Source organism: Pseudomonas sp. KH_046_1 (assembly GCF_057839025.1).
The window spans coordinates 993,292-1,012,483 of the sequence record NZ_CM174481.1; the positions used below are offsets into that span (position 1 = coordinate 993,292).

At 59.3% G+C, this 19,192-nt stretch carries 16 protein-coding genes and 1 pseudogene; 11 read left to right on the forward strand and 6 right to left on the reverse strand.

The features are described 5' to 3' along the window. Positions 1-146: 146 nt before the first annotated feature. Entirely contained in the window at positions 147-1,058 is a 912-nt protein-coding gene (locus AC3IT9_RS04430; RefSeq protein ID WP_489272164.1) for an SDR family oxidoreductase, read from the forward strand. A gap of 73 nt (positions 1,059-1,131) precedes the next feature. Here the strand turns inward: AC3IT9_RS04430 and AC3IT9_RS04435 are convergent, their stop codons facing one another. Further along, complete coding sequence (locus tag AC3IT9_RS04435; protein WP_489272165.1) at positions 1,132-1,902, reverse strand: N-acetylmuramoyl-L-alanine amidase; 771 nt, start codon at positions 1,900-1,902, stop codon at positions 1,132-1,134. Positions 1,903-2,495: 593 nt separating this feature from the next. On the opposite strand from AC3IT9_RS04435, the gene AC3IT9_RS04440 reads away from it, so the two are divergent. From AC3IT9_RS04440 to AC3IT9_RS04460, 5 genes are all read left to right on the forward strand, one after another. Further along, positions 2,496-4,289 (forward strand): DUF1302 domain-containing protein, encoded by a 1,794-nt coding sequence (locus AC3IT9_RS04440; RefSeq protein ID WP_150727397.1) that lies wholly within the window; start codon positions 2,496-2,498, stop codon positions 4,287-4,289. Between the two features lie 23 nt (positions 4,290-4,312). Then, on the forward strand, positions 4,313-5,683 hold the full coding sequence (locus tag AC3IT9_RS04445; RefSeq protein WP_489272166.1) for a DUF1329 domain-containing protein: 1,371 nt from the start codon (positions 4,313-4,315) through the stop codon (positions 5,681-5,683). Between the two features lie 141 nt (positions 5,684-5,824). Next, complete coding sequence (locus AC3IT9_RS04450; RefSeq protein WP_489272167.1) at positions 5,825-8,371, forward strand: LuxR C-terminal-related transcriptional regulator; 2,547 nt, start codon at positions 5,825-5,827, stop codon at positions 8,369-8,371. Between the two features lie 171 nt (positions 8,372-8,542). Continuing rightward, the gene (locus AC3IT9_RS04455; RefSeq protein ID WP_489272169.1) at positions 8,543-9,232 is read left to right on the forward strand and encodes a hypothetical protein; all 690 of its coding nucleotides are present in this window, start codon (positions 8,543-8,545) and stop codon (positions 9,230-9,232) included. Between the two features lie 45 nt (positions 9,233-9,277). Further along, positions 9,278-9,589, forward strand: a complete 312-nt coding sequence (locus AC3IT9_RS04460) for a hypothetical protein (protein WP_489272171.1) — start codon at positions 9,278-9,280, stop codon at positions 9,587-9,589. 56 nt (positions 9,590-9,645) lie between these two features. Here AC3IT9_RS04460 and AC3IT9_RS04465 read toward each other — a convergent pair whose 3' ends face one another. After that, positions 9,646-10,443, reverse strand: a complete 798-nt coding sequence (locus AC3IT9_RS04465; protein ID WP_489272172.1) for an IclR family transcriptional regulator — start codon at positions 10,441-10,443, stop codon at positions 9,646-9,648. A 163-nt stretch (positions 10,444-10,606) separates the two neighbouring features. Here AC3IT9_RS04465 and hmgA point away from each other — a divergent pair, with 163 nt between their 5' ends. Genes hmgA through maiA form a run of 3 tightly spaced genes read left to right on the forward strand, consistent with a single transcriptional unit; the run spans position 10,607 to position 13,865 of the window. Next, on the forward strand, positions 10,607-11,911 hold the full coding sequence (gene hmgA / locus AC3IT9_RS04470) for a homogentisate 1,2-dioxygenase (protein WP_150727391.1): 1,305 nt from the start codon (positions 10,607-10,609) through the stop codon (positions 11,909-11,911). A gap of 3 nt (positions 11,912-11,914) precedes the next feature. Continuing rightward, complete coding sequence (fahA, locus tag AC3IT9_RS04475; RefSeq protein ID WP_150758004.1) at positions 11,915-13,219, forward strand: fumarylacetoacetase; 1,305 nt, start codon at positions 11,915-11,917, stop codon at positions 13,217-13,219. A 10-nt stretch (positions 13,220-13,229) separates the two neighbouring features. Continuing rightward, positions 13,230-13,865 carry a maleylacetoacetate isomerase gene (gene maiA, locus AC3IT9_RS04480; RefSeq protein WP_150727389.1) on the forward strand — a complete coding sequence of 212 codons (636 nt, stop codon included), beginning with the start codon at positions 13,230-13,232 and terminating at the stop codon, positions 13,863-13,865. A gap of 57 nt (positions 13,866-13,922) precedes the next feature. Here the strand turns inward: maiA and AC3IT9_RS04485 are convergent, their stop codons facing one another. Beyond that, positions 13,923-14,726, reverse strand: coding sequence for a SirB1 family protein (locus tag AC3IT9_RS04485; protein ID WP_150727388.1), 804 nt, complete (start codon positions 14,724-14,726; stop codon positions 13,923-13,925). A 183-nt stretch (positions 14,727-14,909) separates the two neighbouring features. On the opposite strand from AC3IT9_RS04485, the gene AC3IT9_RS04490 reads away from it, so the two are divergent. After that, entirely contained in the window at positions 14,910-15,929 is a 1,020-nt protein-coding gene (locus AC3IT9_RS04490) for a Glu/Leu/Phe/Val dehydrogenase family protein (RefSeq protein WP_150727387.1), read from the forward strand. Positions 15,930-16,115: 186 nt separating this feature from the next. Here the strand turns inward: AC3IT9_RS04490 and AC3IT9_RS04495 are convergent. Further along, a pseudogene (locus AC3IT9_RS04495) lies at positions 16,116-16,355 on the reverse strand (YebG family protein); the annotation flags it as partial. 276 nt (positions 16,356-16,631) lie between these two features. Here AC3IT9_RS04495 and AC3IT9_RS04500 point away from each other — a divergent pair. After that, positions 16,632-17,132 carry a phosphate-starvation-inducible protein PsiE gene (locus tag AC3IT9_RS04500; RefSeq protein WP_423502703.1) on the forward strand — a complete coding sequence of 167 codons (501 nt, stop codon included), beginning with the start codon at positions 16,632-16,634 and terminating at the stop codon, positions 17,130-17,132. Here AC3IT9_RS04500 and AC3IT9_RS04505 read toward each other — a convergent pair. Both AC3IT9_RS04505 and AC3IT9_RS04510 read right to left on the reverse strand, forming a co-directional pair. Next, a complete protein-coding gene (locus tag AC3IT9_RS04505) occupies positions 17,129-17,443 on the reverse strand; it encodes a DUF3509 domain-containing protein (protein ID WP_150754415.1) in 315 nt (104 codons plus the stop codon). The genes AC3IT9_RS04500 and AC3IT9_RS04505 overlap by 4 nt on opposite strands. 309 nt (positions 17,444-17,752) lie before the next feature. Beyond that, a complete protein-coding gene (locus tag AC3IT9_RS04510; protein WP_489272173.1) occupies positions 17,753-19,129 on the reverse strand; it encodes an L-serine ammonia-lyase in 1,377 nt (458 codons plus the stop codon). Positions 19,130-19,192: the final 63 nt, after the last annotated feature.

Below are 19,192 nucleotides of genomic sequence, written 5' to 3' on the forward strand. Positions count from 1 at the left end.
CTCGCCACAGGGTTTCGTGTCCATTTTCTCTATCAATCATCCCCCAGCCTTATCGCCCACCATTCAGCCTCCCCCGTGTTCATTGTGACCCGCTGCGCCGTGCCTGAAACTCGGACTCACTGTCCCTTGGCCTGCTGGAGTCCCCCATGAATGAGTCTGTGCGCTTCGAAGATAAAGTCGTGATCATCACCGGAGCTGGTGGCGGCCTGGGACGGGCGCATGCACTGCTGTTCGCCAAACAGGGCGCCAGGGTGCTGGTCAACGATCTTGGCGGCTCGACTCAGGGCGAAGGCGCCAACGCCTCGGCCGCCGACCGCGTGGTGGCGGACATTCGCGAGGCTGGTGGCATCGCCGAGGCCAACCACGACTCGGTCACTGACGGTGACAAACTGGTCCAGCACGCCCTGGACGTCTTCGGTCGCGTCGATGTGGTGGTCAATAATGCCGGGATCCTGCGCGACAAGACCTTTCACAAAATGGATGACGCCGACTGGGACCTGGTTTACCGCGTCCACGTCGAAGGTGCCTACAAAGTCACCCGCGCCGCCTGGCCACACATGCGCGAGCAAAACTACGGCCGGGTGATTTTCACCGCGTCGACCTCGGGCATCTATGGCAACTTCGGCCAGTCCAACTACGGCATGGCCAAGCTCGGTCTCTATGGCCTGACCCGCACCCTGGCCATCGAAGGCCGCAAGAACAACATCCTGGTCAACGCCATCGCCCCCACTGGCGGCACGCGCATGACCGAAGGCCTGATCCCGCCGCAAGTCTTCGAACAGCTCAAGCCCGAACTGGTCAGCCCGCTGGTGGTGTACCTGGCCAGCGAGAGCTGCGAGGAAACCTCCGGTCTGTTCGAAGTCGGCGGCGGCTGGATGGGCAAGGTCCGCTGGGAGCGCAGCCTCGGTGCCGGGTTCGATCCACGGACAGGTTTCTCCCCGGAAGACGTGGCAGCTCATTGGCAGCAGATCTGTGATTTCGAAGGCGCGGCGCATCCGAAAGACAACATCGAAGCGCTGAAGGAAATGATGGGGAATTTACATAAATATACGCTCTGATAGCGCCGGCAAGGTCGCATTGACTGACCCTGCCGGTTGTTGCATTTGTCGGCTGGAAGCCGTTTGTCAATGATCAGCGGGGAAAGTATTTGACTACCAGCGCCTTCAGATTGGCGGCGGTTTGTGCGTCCATTTTTCCATCGAAGTTATCCGGGCGAAAATGCATCTGGAATGCCCGCACCAACTGTTGAAAACCGCCTTCCGTGGACGCGCCCGAAACATCGTATCCATAGGTTTTGAACAGCCCCAGTAATTCGCATCGGGCTGGAATGCCCGAAGTGTTGTATTGGCGCAGATACTCGTCCCGAGTGGTTTCATCGAACCAGGCGCCGACGCCTTTCAAGTACAGCGCCTGCCAGGGAAACATTGGCCCCGGGTCACTTTTGCGGCCGATCGAAATATCGGAGTGGCCCAAAACCTGCGTCGGTGTGATGTCCGGGTAGCGCTTGAGGATGTTCAGCGCCAGTTGTTCAATCACAGTAATCTGCTCGGGGTGATACGGCGGGAAGGTGAATTCACCTTTGTTGTCAGTCGCCAGATTGACGACTTCAATGCCGATGGACGTGTCATTCAGACTGCTGCGGTTACCCCACTGACTGACGCCCGCGTGCCACGCGCGATGGGTTTCATCCACCAGGTTGAAAACTTCCTGCACGGTATAACCGGCACTCAGGTAACTGGGGTCAGTAATATCCGGAATCAGATAGTGCGCGCTGACATTCGGGCCGGTCAGAGCACTGACAGAGCTTGAAAAGTTAGCGGCCGTGTAGTGAAGAACCAAAAAGCGTACTCGGCTGTTGAAGCTTCTGGTTGAACGATAATGGCTGTAGTTGATGGGTTTCATAGTTGCACTCGCAATAGGTAAGTTTGAAGTCGGACGACGATAGAAGTCGTTCGCCGGCTTGCTGTTCAACTTAATGGCTTGAGTGCTATTGGTGTTTACTTATGCCTGTAGTCCATTTCTGTAAGAAATGTAGGCATGCGAAGTTTTGCCTGGATGGTCAGGGTTACCGACTGGCAGCAGTGATTCATCAAAAACCATCGCCCATAAAAAAGGCCGCTGCAAACGCAGCGGCCAAGGTAAGACGTTGGATCAGGAGCTACAAATCAACGTCAGTGAACACGGGGCGATGAACCGATTCCTCAATTCATCTGAAATCTTTCAGTCACGGTGCAGACCGGTACATCGTGCCTTGCGGTGGTTTGCTGTGACAGCGAGGCAAGAATAAGCCCTTGCTGTCGTAGGAAAAATACCAATTACGGACATGCACTGTTGCAGCCCCGGCAACAGTCAGTATTCGGGTGCTCGTCGTCTGGTTGATGACCCTGTGCCAGTCATCCTTAAGAGGTACACCACGAATACCTACTTGGTGCGCTTATCGACCCCGATGCCCGGCAGTAGGGTGAGGCCTTCTGTCACTCACCGGGGGAAGACGCATGACAAAAACAACAATGCGCGCCATCTTCACACCGCAGGCACTGGCGGCTGCGGTCGCCTTGGGTTGCTGTGCCCAGGCACAGGCCATTTCGTTCAACATCGGGGAAATCGAGGGGACGTTCGACTCCTCGCTGTCGGTCGGCGCGAGCTGGGGCATGCGTGATGCGGATGACGCCCTGGTGGGCACCGTCAATGGCGGTTCCGGCCAGTCTTCGACCGGTGACGACGGGCGACTGAACTTCAAGAAGGGCGAAACCTTCTCGAAGATCTTCAAGGGGATTCATGACCTCGAACTGAAGTACGGCGACACCGGTGTGTTCGTGCGTGGCAAGTATTGGTACGACTTTGAACTGAAGGATGAAAGCCGCCCGTTCAAGGACATCAGCGATCACAATCGCAAAGAAGGCGCCAAGTCTTCAGGCGGGCAAATTCTCGACGCCTTCGTTTATCACAACTATTCCCTCGCCGATTTGCCGGGCACTTTGCGCGCCGGCAAGCAGGTGGTCAGTTGGGGCGAGAGCACCTTCATCGGCAACTCGATCAACAGCATTAATCCGGTCGACGTGTCCGCGTTCCGTCGTCCTGGCGCCGAGATCAAGGAGGGGCTGATCCCGGTCAACATGCTGTTCGCCTCCCAGGGCCTGACGGAGAAGTTGACCGTGGAAGGCTTCTATCAACTGGAGTGGGACCAGACGGTCGTCGATAACTGCGGCACTTTCTTTGGTGTCGATGTGGTGGCGGACGGTTGCAACAAGGGCTACACCGTCGCCAACCCGGCCATTGCACCCTTGCAGCCGATTGCGGCTGCCTTTGGCCAGGGCTTCGAGGTCAGCAAGGAGGGGGTGATCGTTCCCCGTGGCGGTGACCGCGATGCCCGGGACTCCGGGCAGTGGGGTACGGCGTTGCGCTGGTTGGGGGACGACACCGAGTACGGCCTGTACTTCATGAACTATCACAGCCGTTCACCGAATGTCGGGACCACCACCGCCGGCCTCAGTACGCTGGCGAGCATTCCGGGGATCGTTGCCACCGCCAACCGTATCGCGCCCGGCAGCGGTTCGGGCCTGGCCCAAAGTGTGATGCTCGGTCGCGGCCAGTATTACCTCGAATACCCGGAGGACATCCGCCTCTACGGCGCGAGCTTCTCCACCACCTTATCCACCGGCACCGCGTGGAGCGGGGAAATCAGCTACCGCCCCAACCTCCCGGTGCAGGTCAACACCAATGACCTGACCCTGGCCATGCTCAATCCGATTGCGGGCGGTGCGGCATCGCCCATTGCCACTTCACCCGGAGCTGACAACAAAGGTTATCGCCGCAAGGAAGTGACGCAGATCCAGAGCACCCTGACGCACTTCATCGATCAGGTCGCAGGTGCGGATCGCCTGACCCTGGTGGGCGAGGCGGCGGTGGTTCGGGTCGGTGGCCTGGAATCGCGGACCAAACTGCGCTACGGCCGCGACTCGGTGTATGGCCAGTATGGTTTCGGCGGTGATACCGGCGGCTTCGTGACCTCGACTTCATGGGGTTATCGCGGCCGGGCCATCCTCGACTACAACAACCTCATCGCCGGGATCAACGTCAGGCCCAACCTTTCGTGGTCCCACGACGTCGCAGGCTTCGGCCCCAATGGTCTGTTCAACGAAGGCGCCAAGGCCGTCAGCCTCGGTGTCGATGCGGACTATCGCAACACCTATACCGCGAGCCTCAGTTACACCGACTTTTTCGGCGGGGACTACAACGTCCTCACCGACCGTGACTTCGTGGCGTTGAGCTTTGGTGTGAACTTCTGATCTGGCTGAAAAGGATGAATTCAATGCGCAAGATGATTCTGCAATTGGGCACCGTTCTGGCCCTGAGTCTGCTGGCCGCCAACGTGATGGCCGCGGTGTCGCCGGAAGAAGCCAACAAGCTCGGCACCAGCCTGACCCCACTCGGTGCCGAGAAGGCCGGTAATGCCGATGGCTCGATTCCGGCCTGGACCGGCGGCATCCCGAAAAACGCTGGCGCCGTGGACAGCAAAGGTTTCCTGGCCGACCCCTTCGCCAGCGAAAAGCCCTTGTTCGTGATCACCGCAGCGACCGTCGACAAGTACAAGGACAAACTCTCCGATGGCCAGATCGCGATGTTCAAACGCTATCCCGAGACTTACAAGATTCCGGTCTATCCGAGCCACCGCACCGTGGCATTACCGGCAGAAATCTATGAGTCGGCCAAACGCAGCGCACTGAACGTAACACCGATCAACGACGGTAACGGCCTGGCCAACTTCACCGGCAATCGCTACTACGCGTTCCCGATTCCGAAGAATGGCGTAGAAGTGATCTGGAACCACGTCACGCGTTATCACGGCGGCAATCTGCGCCGCACCATCACCCAGGCGACACCGCAGTCCAATGGCGACTTCACCGTGATCCGCTTCAAGGACGAGGTCGCCGTGCCGTCGTTGCTCGGTGATCTGAAACCGGGCAGCGACGATAACGTCCTCAACTACTTCAAGCAGGAAGTGACCGCCCCGGCGCGGCTGGCGGGCAACGTGTTGCTGGTTCACGAGACCCTCGACCAGGTCAAGGAGTCGCGCAAGGCCTGGATCTACAACGCAGGCCAACGCCGGGTACGGCGTGCGCCACAGGTCGCTTATGACGGCGTCGGCACCTCATCCGACGGCCTGCGCACCACCGACAACTTCGACATGTTTTCCGGCGCGCCGGATCGCTACGACTGGAAACTGATCGGCAAGAAGGAGATGTACATCCCCTACAACAGCTACAAGCTCGACTCGCCAGACCTCAAGTACACCGATGTGATCAAAGCCGGGCACATCAATCAGGACCTGACCCGCTATGAGTTGCACCGGGTCTGGGAAGTCGTCGCCACGGTCAAGCCAAGTGAGCGGCATGTGTACGCCAAACGCCACATGTACATCGACGAAGACAGCTGGCAAGTGGCGCTGGCCGACCACTACGACGGGCGTGGCCAGCTCTGGCGCGTCGCCGAAGGGCATGCCCAGTTCTACTACGATCACCAAGTGCCGGCCTACACCGTCGAAGCGCTGTATGACCTGATCGCCGGCCGCTATATCGCCCTGGGAATGAAGAACGAAGAGAAGCGCAGCTTCGAATTCAACATCGAAGCAAAAGCGGGGGACTACACGCCAGCAGCCTTGCGTAGCACAGGGGTTCGGTAGGTTTCCTACAGGCTCCTACACAAGAAGGTGACTTTGCGGTCACCTTTTTTATAGCGGTCGATCAGTGTGTTGAATACTTCTTCAACAAGCGTTCGGGAGGGGGCTAGGGTGGCGCCAGAATTATAAAAAAGGCGCACCACAATGACTGCAATGACGCACTGTCTGGACCACCCTGGCTTCCTGCCCCGACTGTCGTCCCATCATCTGTTCCGCGAGCGGCTGATTGACCCCATGCTGGTCTCGACCGCGCGGGTGAAGTTGCTTTGCGCACCGGCCGGTAGTGGCAAGAGCGCATTGCTCACCGAATGCCTGCTGCGGGCGCCGGAGCACGCTCGGGTCTGTTGGCTGCCGCTGGCGGGGGAGTCGCTGAGTGCAGCCGATTTTTTGTTGAGCCTGACGCAAGCGCTGGGTCTGCCCTCGACGGATGAACCCGGGCTGCTGGCACATCTGGCCCGATTACAGGCGCCGACCTGGCTGTTTATCGATGATTACTGCCGAGCACCCAATCCGGAACTCGACCGGATGCTCGATCGCCTGTTGGCCGTCGCCAGCCCGGCGCTGACCTGGTGGCTGAGTTCCCGTCGACGACCACCCTGCAACTGGCCACGGCTGCTGCTCGATGATGAGTTGTACGAGTGCGAAGGCCGGGCGCTGGCGTTTACCGAGGACGAGGTCGGGCAGTTGCTCGGTCATATCGAGCCGACCCTGGCGGCACAAACCGCCAAAAGGGTGGTTCAGCGCAGCGGTGGCTGGTGCGCTGGCGTGCGGATCGCATTGCTCAATGGTTGTCCGTGGTCGGGTGAGCAGGGGCGTTCGGCAACATTGCTCGATTATCTGCAACACGAGTTGTTCAACACCTTGCCGCCGGAGTTGGTTGAGGTCTGGCAGGTGTTGGTTCATCTGCCACGCTTCAACGCCAGCTTGTGCGAGCATCTTTTCGGTACGGGTGAGGGCGCGCAGTGGCTGCACGCGTTGCAGGAAATGGGTTGCTTCATTGAACCCTGGGAAGACTCCGTCGAGTGGTTGCGGATCTTCGAGCCACTGGCCCGGGAGATGCGTGAAGAGCCGACCCCGGCCGGGCGATCCTGGCATCGCCGCGCGTGCCAATGGTTCAGCGCCGAAGAAGACTGGCAGGGCGCCTTCGAGCAGGCTCTGTTGGCGCAGGAGTTCGAAGTTGCAGTCAGCCTGTTGCAGCATTTCAGTTTTGAGCATCTGTTCAAGCGTCAGAACGTCAGCTGGTTACTCAAGCTGCACGAGCAGCTGGGAGAACAGTTGACCCTGGGCACTCCGCAAAGAGTGGGGTTGATTACCGCAGCGTTGCTGTTTGCCGGGCGTTTCGAGCAGGCGGCTGCCTGCATTGGGCAGCTGTCGCGATTTGCCCCACAACCGACGGCATCCTTGCAACGGCAACTGCTGGCGCGTTGGCAGGCGCAACAGGGTTGGTTGTTGCATTTGCAGGGACGCCTGCCGGCGGCACGGGCGCATTTTATCGAGGCGCTGGACGATCTGGCGGCCGAGGCGTGGTCCGCGCGGTTGTTGTGTCTGTCCGGGTTGACCCAGCAAGCGCTACTCAACGCCGACCTCGATGCCGCCCAGTCCTTCAATCGTGACGCACTGTGCCTGGCGCGGGCACAAGGCTCGTTGTTGTTTGAAGGCTTGCTCGAACTCGATCATGCGCAGCTGCTGGAGCAGCGTGGTGCACCGCGGCGAGCAAGCCATTTGCTGGCCGACATCCATGAAATGCTCGGACGGCAGGCTGATCGACCGACGCCGCTGCTGGGACGAATCGCACTGCGGCGTGGGCGGTTGGCCTTGTGCCAGGGTCAGGATGAATTGGCCGGTGAATGTTTCCAGGCAGGTCTCGATGACTGCCTGCACAGTCAGGACAAGCACGTGTTGTACGGGTTTCTCGGGCAGGCGCAACTGGCGGCCAATCAACGCGACTACGCTCATGCGTTTGATCGTCTGCGCGAGGCCGAACGGTTGATGCAGCAACGGCAGATCCCCGATACGGTGTATCGCGGCGTGCTGCTGCAAATCAGCAGTCATTTCTGGCTGCAACAAGGGCGCCCGGAGTTGGCCCGGGAAGCGCTGACCCGGGTCTTGCGTCATTACCGTGGGGCCCACGCGCGCCAGGCACCGCCAGCCACTCTGCAGCTGATTGCGCGTATCGAATACCAGTTGGTGCTGGCCGAGACTCATTTGCAACTGGCGCAACGTCCATTGGATCGGCTCAAGGCGTTACTCGAGCACGCGCAACAACACGCCATGCAGGCGCTGGAAACGGAGTTGCAACTGGCGATCTGCGAAGTGGCGGACCTGACGGGCGAGCCGGACATGGCTCACTCGGCACTGGAGGCCGGTCTGGCGCTGGTGAAGCGTTGTCAGGGGCAACAGGCATTGCGTGATTTGAACTTACGCCAGCCGAATCTGATCTGTCGTTTACAAGGCGAGGAGACGGTGACCACGCTGGTCGTGGATGCCAGCCTGCTGAGTTGTCGGGAGCTGGAAGTGCTCGGCTTGATTGCCCAGGGTAATTCCAATCAGCAAATTGCCGAGCAGCTGTTCATTTCGTTGCATACGGTTAAAACCCATGCCCGGCGCATTCACAGCAAGTTGGGTGTGGAACGGCGTACACAAGCAGTTGCCATGGCGAAGAAGTTGGGGTTGATAATGCAGAGTTGGTAGTTGTTGGTTTTTCGTTTGGAAATGAATTAAAACATACTGTCGCGTGCATAAATAACTGTGTCGATTAGTATGCTCGTCGGCGCTGACAAATAAGCAATTAGTTGTATTGTCAGTATAATGGTCGACAGGTCGAGCAGGATGCTCGGCTATTTAACGTGACAGGAAGTCTGTATGAGTGAGAGTTTTTTTTCTAACAGTAAGATTGTGCTATTGAAGCGTATTCGTGCGGATTTCGCCGTCAAGGTGCTGTTGGCTGAACGCCTGGGGAAACTCGGGGTCAATCCGTTCAAGACCTATCTGAATACGCGGGTTGATATTGTTGGCACTGACGTCAGCGAGTCCAGGACGTTATTCGATGAGACGCTGGAGTGGGTTGAGAAAGAGACACTGCCTAATTATGTCCAGGCTATCAATGGAATCTTCAATCGGCGGTATTCTTTCGAACCGGAGCATAAGGTTGACGGGCTGGATCTGGTAGCGTTTGAAAAAATAGTAATTGATATCGTCCGTCGGTTGACCGATGCGCCCTCAATCAACCTTTCAAAGCGCTCGATCAAGGTTTCTGGTATCGAGCAGGTCCACACAGCGTTAAAGTATCAGATCCCGGAAATCAATATTGATAACGTGTACTTGACCAGTTTTGTGATGGAAGCGGACGGGCGAAAGATATTTCAGTCCCGAAGTCTGGCTGAAGATGTCTTTGCTTATTTTCAGCATAATGAAATTCCTTACTATTACGGCGAAGGACAGGGCGTTTATTCGATCGCCTACAGTTCCCGGGAATCTGATTTGCATCCGCAACTCACGATCAAGGATATTAGTGACCTGGTGATCGGAATTGCTCCGGATTTCCTGATCTGATACTCAGGGACTTTCGTAGCCCATTCAATTATGGAGTTTTAAGGCATGGAACAACTGACAAAGGAGCTGGTGCGGGCCAAGCTGCACGCAAGGCTCAGTGGTCGCGGTATTGATGTCGATAAGGTATATATAAATGCAGTTGCGTCGGCTGACGATTCGACGGTTATTTACTCTCAATCACTGGTCTCGGCATTTTTTCTCAAGTTGCAGGATGGTGAAGTTCCAAAATTCGCCAGTGAGAATTTGGGAGTCTTTTCCGAGCCGTACACGTTTGACCAGAAATATCGTTTCGATGGTGTGAAACTTGATGAGCTCAATGAAATGGGGGCAGCAATTGCCCGGGATTTACTGAGCTGATTGGTGGTTCTATCAAAGTAGTTGTGCCAACCCCTTGGTTGGCACAACTGCCGCAATCAGGTTGCGGGTACGGCGGGTTCAAAACCCATGCGCCAGCTGACCGAATGACTGGCGGATAACAGACGCTGCGCCGCCGGACCGTTTTCATCGGCATGGAACAACGATGTCGGCCCCACCACCGTCAGCACGGCAACCACTCTGCCCATCGCGTTGAACACCGGTGCCGACAAGGCATCCACCCCTGGCAGCAGCAAACCATGTACATGGTGCAAGCCGCGTGCGCGGATTTGTTCGCACTGGGCCGCATAGGCCTGATCGTCTGCCAGCGCGTGGGCTGTCTGGGACTGTAATTCCTGTACGCGCAGATCCTCGGTTTCGCGTTTCGGCAGGTAGGCGCCAAACACCAGTCCCGTCGAAGAACTGAGCAATGGCAACACCGAGCCCAGTTGTGTCACCACCGTCACCGCACGCACCGCCGGTTCGATATGCACCACGGTCGCGCCCTGATTGCCCCACACCGCCAGAAAACAGGTTTCATTCAAGTCATCGCGCAATTCGGCCAGAGGCAGGGCGGCGACTTTCAGCACGTCCATACTGTTGAGTGCCGCCAACCCTACGCGCAAGGCTTCGCGGCCCAGGCCGTAATGGTTGGTGGCGGTGTTCTGTTCGGCGAATCCGCTGGCGATCAAGGCCTGCAAATAGCGGTGAACCTTGCTCGCCGGCATCTGCACGTGTTCGGCCAGGCGCGACAGCGAAGTCGAAGGCGACAACTCGGCCAGAGCCTTGAGGATGTCGGTGCCAACCTCGGCCGAGCGGACTTTCTGTTTACCGTTGTTGTCGCTGGTTTTTTCCATGGTGGCTGGGCTCCCGGGACGAATGGGCGTCTTTATAGCTTGACGGTCAATACCAATCAAATTACGTTATGCGTAATCAGATTACGATAAAAACAACCCGGACGTGCCTCGACCTCTGCAATAGAGCGAGCGGCCACTGTCGACTCCCTGTTCAGGAGGCTCCATGAACCCCGATTCAACGACGCCAGCGCTGGCCTACCTGTCAGGCTTCGGCAACGAATTCAGCAGCGAAGCGTTGCCCGGCGCACTGCCCGTCGGCCAGAACTCCCCGCAAAAAGCCCCGTACGGCCTCTACACCGAACTGTTCTCCGGCACGGCATTCACCATGGCGCGCAGCGAGGCGCGGCGAACCTGGATGTACCGCATTCAGCCGTCGGCCAATCATCCGGCATTCGTCAAACTGGACCGGCAACTGGCCGGCGGCCCGCTGGGTGACGTGACCCCCAACCGCCTGCGCTGGAATCCGCTGGAAATTCCTGCCGAGCCGACCGATTTCATCGACGGTCTGGTGAGCATGGCCGCCAACTCGGGCGCAGAAAAACCGGCCGGGATCAGCATCTACAACTACCGCGCCAACCGTTCCATGGAGCGCGTGTTCTTCAATGCTGACGGCGAGATGTTGCTGGTGCCTGAACTGGGGCGCCTGCGCATTGCCAGCGAACTGGGCGTGCTTGAACTGGAGCCGCTGGAAATTGCCGTACTGCCTCGCGGCCTTAAATTCCGCATCGAACTGCTCGACCCGCAAGCCCGCGGTTATGTTGCCGAAAACCATGGTGCGCCGCTGCGTCTGCCGGACCTGGGGCCGATTGGCAGCAATGGCCTGGCCAATCCGCGGGACTTCTTGACCCCGGTGGCGGCCTACGAAAACCTGCAACAACCCACCACGCTGGTGCAGAAGTTCCTCGGCCAGTTGTGGGCCTGCGAGCTCAATCATTCGCCGCTCAACGTGGTTGCCTGGCACGGTAACAACGTGCCGTACAAATATGACCTGCGCCGTTTCAACACCATTGGCACCGTCAGTTTCGATCACCCCGATCCGTCGATCTTCACCGTGCTGACCTCGCCGACCAGCGTTCATGGCCTGGCCAACCTCGACTTCGTGATCTTTCCGCCGCGCTGGATGGTGGCCGAGAAAACCTTCCGTCCACCTTGGTTCCATCGCAACCTGATGAACGAATTCATGGGTTTGATCCAGGGCGAATACGACGCCAAGGCCGAAGGCTTTGTGCCCGGCGGTGCTTCGTTGCACAGCTGCATGAGCGCCCACGGTCCCGACGGAGAGACTTGCACCAAAGCGATCAACGCTGACCTCAAACCGGCGAAAATCGACAACACCATGGCGTTCATGTTCGAGACCAGCCAGGTGTTGCGCCCAAGCCGTTTCGCCCTCGATTGCCCGCAACTGCAAAACACTTACGACGCCTGCTGGGCTACGCTGCCCGCCACTTTCGACCCGACCCGGAGATAACCCATGACGCAGACTTCCATCACTCGCAGCTGGGTTGCTTCGGCCAACGGCCACGCGGATTTCCCCCTGCAAAACCTGCCACTGGGCGTGTTCAGCCTCAACGGCTCGGCACCGCGCAGTGGCGTGGCCATTGGCGAGCATATCTTTGATCTGCAAGCGGCCCTTGAGGCCGGATTGTTCGATGGCGCCGCGAAGGCTGCCGTCGAGGCCACCCGTGGCGGTCAGCTGAATGCGTTCTTCGAACTGGGCCGCGAGGCTCGCGTCGCGTTGCGCGAGCGTTTGCTGGAACTGTTCGCCGAGGGCAGCACCCTGCACGGCAAGATCGAAGCCCAGGGCGCAAAACTGCTGCCACTGGCGGCAGATTGCGAGATGCACCTGCCAGCGAAAATCAACGATTACACCGACTTCTACGTCGGCATCGAGCACGCGCAGAACGTTGGCAAGCTGTTCCGTCCCGACAACCCGTTGCTGCCGAACTACAAATACGTGCCAATCGGCTACCACGGTCGTGCGTCAACCATTCGCCCGTCCGGTACTGATGTACGCCGCCCGAAAGGCCAGACCTTGCCGGCCGGCCAAACCGAGCCGACCTTTGGCCCTTGCGCTCGCCTGGACTACGAACTGGAGCTGGGCATCTGGATCGGTCAGGGCAACGACATGGGCGACTCGATTGCCATTGGTGACGCCGCCGATCACATCGCCGGTTTCTGCCTGCTCAACGACTGGTCGGCACGGGACATCCAGGCCTGGGAGTACCAGCCGCTGGGGCCGTTCCTGTCGAAAAGCTTCATCACCAGCATCTCCCCGTGGGTGGTCACTGCCGAAGCGCTGGAGCCGTTCCGACGTGCCCAGCCAGCGCGTCCCCAAGGTGATCCGCAGCCGCTGCCGTACCTGCTCGACAAGCGCGACCAGGCCGGTGGTGCATTCGACATCGAACTGGAAGTGCTGCTGCTCACCGAGGCCATGCGCGAACAGAACCTGCCAGCCCACCGCCTGACCCTGAGCAACACCGGGCACATGTACTGGACCGTGGCGCAAATGGTCGCGCACCACAGTGTCAATGGTTGCCAATTGCAGGCCGGTGACTTGTTCGGCTCGGGCACGTTGTCGGGGCCGGAGAACGGTCAGTTCGGCAGCCTGCTGGAAATTACCGAGGGCGGTAAAAAGCCGATCGAACTGGCTTCGGGCGAGGTGCGTAAATTCCTTGAGGACGGTGACGAAATCATCCTTCGCGGCCGTTGCCGCCGCGACGGTTTCGCTTCCATCGGTTTCGGCGAATGCCGCGGCAAAGTGCTGCCGGCGCGCTAAGGAGCGGGGCATGGAACTCTATACCTACTACCGTTCGACGTCTTCGTACCGGGTGCGTATCGCGTTGGCGCTCAAGGGCCTGGATTATCAATCCTTGCCAGTCAACCTGATCGCACCGCAGGGCGGCGAGCATCGACAGCCGCCTTATCTGGGCATCAACCCGCAGGGCCGCGTGCCGGCCTTGCGCACCGATGAAGGCGAATTGCTGATCCAGTCTCCCGCGATCATCGAGTACCTGGAGGAACGTTATCCACAGGTGCCACTGCTGTCCGGGGACCTGGCTGCCCGCGCTCACGAGCGCGGCGTGGCGGCTGTGATTGGCTGCGATGTGCACCCGCTGCACAACGTCAGCGTGCTCAATCGGCTGCGCCAGTCGGGCCACGACGAACCGCAGGTGGTGGAGTGGATCGGTCACTGGATCGGCCAAGGGCTGGCCACGGTGGAGCAGTTGATCGGTGATGACGGTTACTGCTTCGGCCCAGAGCCTGGGCTGGCGGACGTCTACCTGATCCCGCAGCTGTACGCGGCCGAGCGTTTCAATGTTTCTCTTGAGGCTTATCCGCGAATCCGGCGAGTGGCGGCACTGGCGGCGATGCACCCGGCGTTCATCAAGGCGCATCCGGCGAATCAGCCAGACACGCCTTGAGGCCTCACACCGTCCCAATGTGGGAGCGAGCAGGCTCGCTCCCACAATGATTTTTGATCAGTGAACGATGGAATTGGGCGGCAAATGCCCCAGCCGTTCCGTCAGGCGAATCCGCTGGATCGGGTCGTCGCTGAGCAGCAGCGCATGCTCCAGGTCAAAACGCTCGGCGTTCGGGCAGTCCAGCCGTTGGTACAGGCTGGCCCGGGCCAGATAGTCGGCGGCAGTGGCATTGCCCAGTTCCAGGACGCGCTCGGCGTCGATCAGGGCATTGATGACATCGTCGTGGGACAGGTACAACTGGCGCAGGTTGCGCGACAGCCGTTGCAGCATCTGCAGCGGCTCGGCGGTTACCAGGTGCTCGGCGCTGAGCTTCATGTTCGGGCCAAACTGGCGGTGCAGCAGTTCCCGACAATCGTTCGGGTAAAGGCGACGGCCGCCGCAGGGGTCGAGCAAGTGATCGGCGCCCGGCACCCGCAGCAGGAAATGCCCGGGGAAGTTGACCCCGACCATGGGAATCTCCAGGCCCCTGGCCAATTCCAGCGCAATCAGCCCCAGCGTCAAGGGTTGCCCTCGTCGGCGCTCCAGAACCTTATCAAGCAGTGCCACTTGCGGGCGCAAGGGTGTGAAATCGTCCTGGGCATAGCCAAGGTCGTTCATGCGGCGCAGCAGCGGCTGGGCCAGTTCACTGACCGGCAGCATCGGCAAGCCGCCGCTGACCCGTTGTTGCAACACCTGGAAATCGGCCAACAGCGCTTGCGGCTCCACCTCGCTGTCGTGCTCGGCTGCAATCCACAGTGCCGCCTCGAACAGCGCGGGCGGTGAACGTTGCAGGCAGGCGAAGAACGATTGGCGCGGGGTCATCAAAATCTCCGGGCAATGCCTCGTTTTAGCCCCCTCTCCGGCATTCGTCCAGTGCCGCACAAGGGCGATCACAGGTTATTTCCGAAAGCCTGCATTGGGGCCGTTCTTATTCCGGTGCGCTTCTGCAATTTTTGGGCGCAAGCCTATACTGGCGACTACAAGAAGTGATTCGGGAGCCTTACGATGTTCGCTCTCATGCAAAGCACTCGCCTTGAATCGCTGCATCTGAGCGTTGACTCGGTCACCGGGTTGAAGGCGGTCATTGCCATTCATAACAGCCGGCTGGGGCCTGCCCTGGGTGGTTGTCGTTACCTTGCCTACCCCAATGACGAATCGGCGGTCGAGGATGCTGTGCGCCTTGCCCAAGGCATGAGCTACAAGGCAGCGCTGGCCGGCCTGGCCCAGGGCGGCGGCGTGGCGGTGATCGTGCGCCCGGCCCATGTGGAAAACCGTGCGGCGCTGTTCGAAGCCTTCGGACGCTGCATCGAACAGCTCGAAGGCCGTTACATCACTGCCATCGACAGTGGCACTTCAGTGGCGGACATGGATTGCATCGCCCAGCAGACCCAGCACGTCACGAGCACCACCTCGGCGGGTGACCCTGCGCCACACGCGGCGATGGGCGTGTTCACCGGCATCCGCAGCACTGCCATGGCGCGGCTGGGCAGCGATAACCTCGAAGGCCTGCGCGTGGCCATTCAGGGCCTGGGCAATGTCGGGTATGCATTGGCAGAACAGTTGCACGCTGCCGGTGCCGAACTGCTGGTCAGCGACATCGATCACGGCAAGGTGCAACTGGCCATGGAGCAACTGGGGGCGCACCCGATTGCCAATGAAGCGCTGCTCAGCACACCTTGCGATATCCTCGCGCCTTGCGGGCTTGGCGGTGTGCTCAACAGCCATACCGTCTCGCAATTGCGCTGCTCAGCGGTGGCCGGTTCAGCGAACAATCAGCTGACGCATCTGGATGTCGCCGACCAACTGGAACGCCGCGGTATCCTGTATGCGCCGGATTACGTGATCAACGCCGGTGGGCTGATTTACGTGTCGCTCAAGCACCGCGGCGAAGAGCTGTCGACCATCACCGCACACCTGTCGAAAATCAGCTCGCGCCTGACCGAAGTGTTCGCCCACGCCCAGGCGGAAAAACGCTCCCCCGCACGGGTGGCCGATGAGTTGGCAGAGAAAGTGTTGTACCGGTGAATCAGATGAGTTTTCCACAGGCATGAAAAAGGCCCTGGGTCATTCGACTCAGGGCCTGTTCAATTCGGGCTTTGCTTACTTGGCGGCTTTGGGGGCCTTGGCAGGCTTGGCCGGGGTGATCGGCTCCACGGCCTCAACGACCTCGACCGCTGCAACAGGTTGTGCGACTTCAACCGGTGCGCTGAGCAGTTCGGACAGGGCGTCCGGCTGGCTCTTGAACGCCTTGGCGAACACGTCGCGATTTTTCGCCATATAAATCCCGGCTTCTTCCACTTGCTGCTCGGTCAGGGACGGAACGGCTTTTTGCAACACTTCAGCCAGCAATTCGGCCAGTTCGAGCATTTTGTCATGACGGTCAGCTTCGGCTTTATCCATGAACAAGCGCTCCAGATCTCGGCTGCTGCGGTATACCACTTCGACGGCCATTCACCACCTCACATGCCTTCACATTGGTTGTCGATTTCGACTACTGTATCTATATACAGCGAAAGGATAAGCGAAACCCTGTCTTTTGGATAGTGGCTTTTCAATGTAGACCGGTTTCGGCATTTGTCAGGCGAGGCGCTGCACGGGTGCGACCAAACGCCACGGCGCGCGATCCGGAGCGGCTCGCCATCATGGGCTGGCCTTTTTTCTGCATGCAGAAAAACCGTCACGTCCAACCCGCATCATCCGGTCGAATCGACCTAAGGAAGCAGCATCGTGAAAATCAACTGGGCCGAAAAACTGCGGCAGAACGTGCATGAACTGGCCGAGTCCTTGGGCAATCTGTTCGTCGAAACCTTTCACTACCTGGCGTTGTTCGCCATTGGTGCGGTGACCGCGTGGGCGGCGGTGATGGAATTTCTCGGGATGATCGAAGAAGGGCACATCAAGATCGATGACATCTTGCTGCTGTTCATCTACCTGGAGCTGGGGGCGATGGTCGGGATTTATTTCAAGACCAACCACATGCCCGTGCGCTTCCTGATCTACGTGGCGATCACAGCGCTGACGCGGTTGCTGATTTCCAACGTTTCGCACCACAACCCGCCGGACCTGGGGATCATCTACCTGTGCGGCGGGATTCTGCTGTTGGCGTTTGCGATTCTGGTGGTGCGTTACGCTTCGTCGCAATTTCCTTCGGTGAAGATCGAGAACCCACACCGCAAGGCAGGTGCGGGCTCCAGTGAACATCCAGAAGTAGAAAAGGGCGAGCTTTAAAGCCCCATGGCGGGTCGGGGACGGCCATTGGCTGGTGGCGGCAGGCTGTGCGTGCCGCCATCGGTCATGGATTCGAGGATGGCCACGGCACTGTGGCCCTGTTCGATGGCAATGCCGAACTGAATGCTTTGCACCAGTCGTTTCAGGCGCTCGGGGTCATTGCGTTGTTCGGCGCTGATCATGCGTTTGGCCACCACGCGGCCACTGTTGGACAGGGTCAGCATGATGCTGCCGTCCAGACCCTGAATGCTCAGGTTGATCTGGTAATCCGCTGCAAAGGCATCGGTAATGAGCTGGAAAGGGTTGTCCATGATGCGTCACCGCCTGATTGAACGTGCAGTTGTTGACCGGCCGTGATCGGGTTGGTTCGCAATGCCTGACCACCGGCCATCTCGCCATCATTGTTCCAGCAGGGAAGTAGCAAGGCTCATGCCGGAAAAATCGTCGGACAAAAAATACGTTCTGTAGGAGCGAGCCTGCTCGCGATGGTCGTGAACGATAACGCGTCAAACCAGATGGTTCGCGGCGCCTGAGGTTTTTTCGCGAGCAAGCTCGCTCCTACAGGGGCCGCGTTTTCTGCACGTTTCAGGGCAATTAACCTCGACGTGCCTCCAAAGCGATCAGCATTCCACCCAGTTCACCGCCAGTCCGCCCCGTGATGTCTCTTTGTACTTGTCGTGCATGTCGGCGCCGGTGTCGCGCATGGTGCGGATCACCCGGTCCAGGGAAATGAAGTGTTTGCCGTCGCCGCGCAGGGCCATTTGCGTGGCGTTGATGGCTTTCACTGCGGCGATCGCGTTGCGCTCGATGCACGGCACTTGCACCAGTCCGCCGACCGGATCACAGGTGAGGCCGAGGTTGTGTTCCAGGCCGATTTCGGCGGCATTTTCCAGCTGCTCCGGGGTGGCGCCAAGCACCTCGGCCAGGCCTGCGGCGGCCATGGCGCAGGCGGAGCCGACTTCACCCTGACAACCGACTTCGGCCCCGGAGATCGAAGCGTTTTTCTTGCACAGGATGCCGACGGCAGCTGCGCCCAGGAAAAACGCGACCACGTCGTCGTCAGACGCATCGGCATTGAATTTCATGTAGTAGTGCAGCACCGCTGGAATGATCCCCGCCGCGCCGTTGGTCGGTGCCGTGACCATGCGCCCGCCAGCGGCGTTTTCTTCGTTCACGGCAAGGGCGTACAGGTTGACCCATTCCATTGCCGACAAGGTGGACGTAATGACATTCGGCTTGCCGATTTCCTGCAGGCTGCGATGCAGTTTCGCCGCTCGACGCGGCACATTCAGACCGCCGGGCAAGATGCCTTCGTGGCGCAAGCCCTGTTCGACGCATTCGCGCATCACCGACCAGGTATGCAACAGGCCCTGGCGAATGTCTGCGTCACTGCGCCAGGCCCGTTCGTTGGCCATCATCAGTTCGCTCACCCGCAGCCCGTGTTCGTTGCAGAGCTTGAGCAGTTCGGCGGCACTGGAGAAGTCGTAAGGCAGCACCACATCGCCGGCCGGTGCGACCCCGGATTCGGCTTCGGCCGCTTCGATGATGAAACCGCCGCCCACCGAGTAATAGGTCTGCTCGAACAGTTCGCCGGTTTCACCGAAGGCTGTCAGGGACATGGCGTTGGGGTGGTAGGGCAGGCTCTCATTTAGCAGCAGGAGATCGCGTTGCCAGTCGAAGGCAATTTCCGTTATGCCTGCCAGACACAGTTCGCCGGTTTCGCGCAGGGTGTGAATGCGGCTGTCGATGGTGGTTGGATCGATGCGGTCGGGCCATTCGCCCATCAGGCCCATGACGCAGGCGCGGTCCGTTGCGTGGCCGACGCCGGTCGCTGAAAGAGAGCCGTAGAGGCGAATTTCCACGCGTCGCACGTCAGCCAGAAAACCCTGATCGACCAGTGCTTGGGCAAAGGTTGCGGCAGCGCGCATCGGACCGACGGTATGGGAACTGGACGGGCCGATGCCGACTTTGAATAGATCGAAAACACTGATAGCCATGCTAAAGCCTGTACATGCAATGGAAGGGAAATCGCTGCCATTTCTGTAGGACAAGCGCAATTT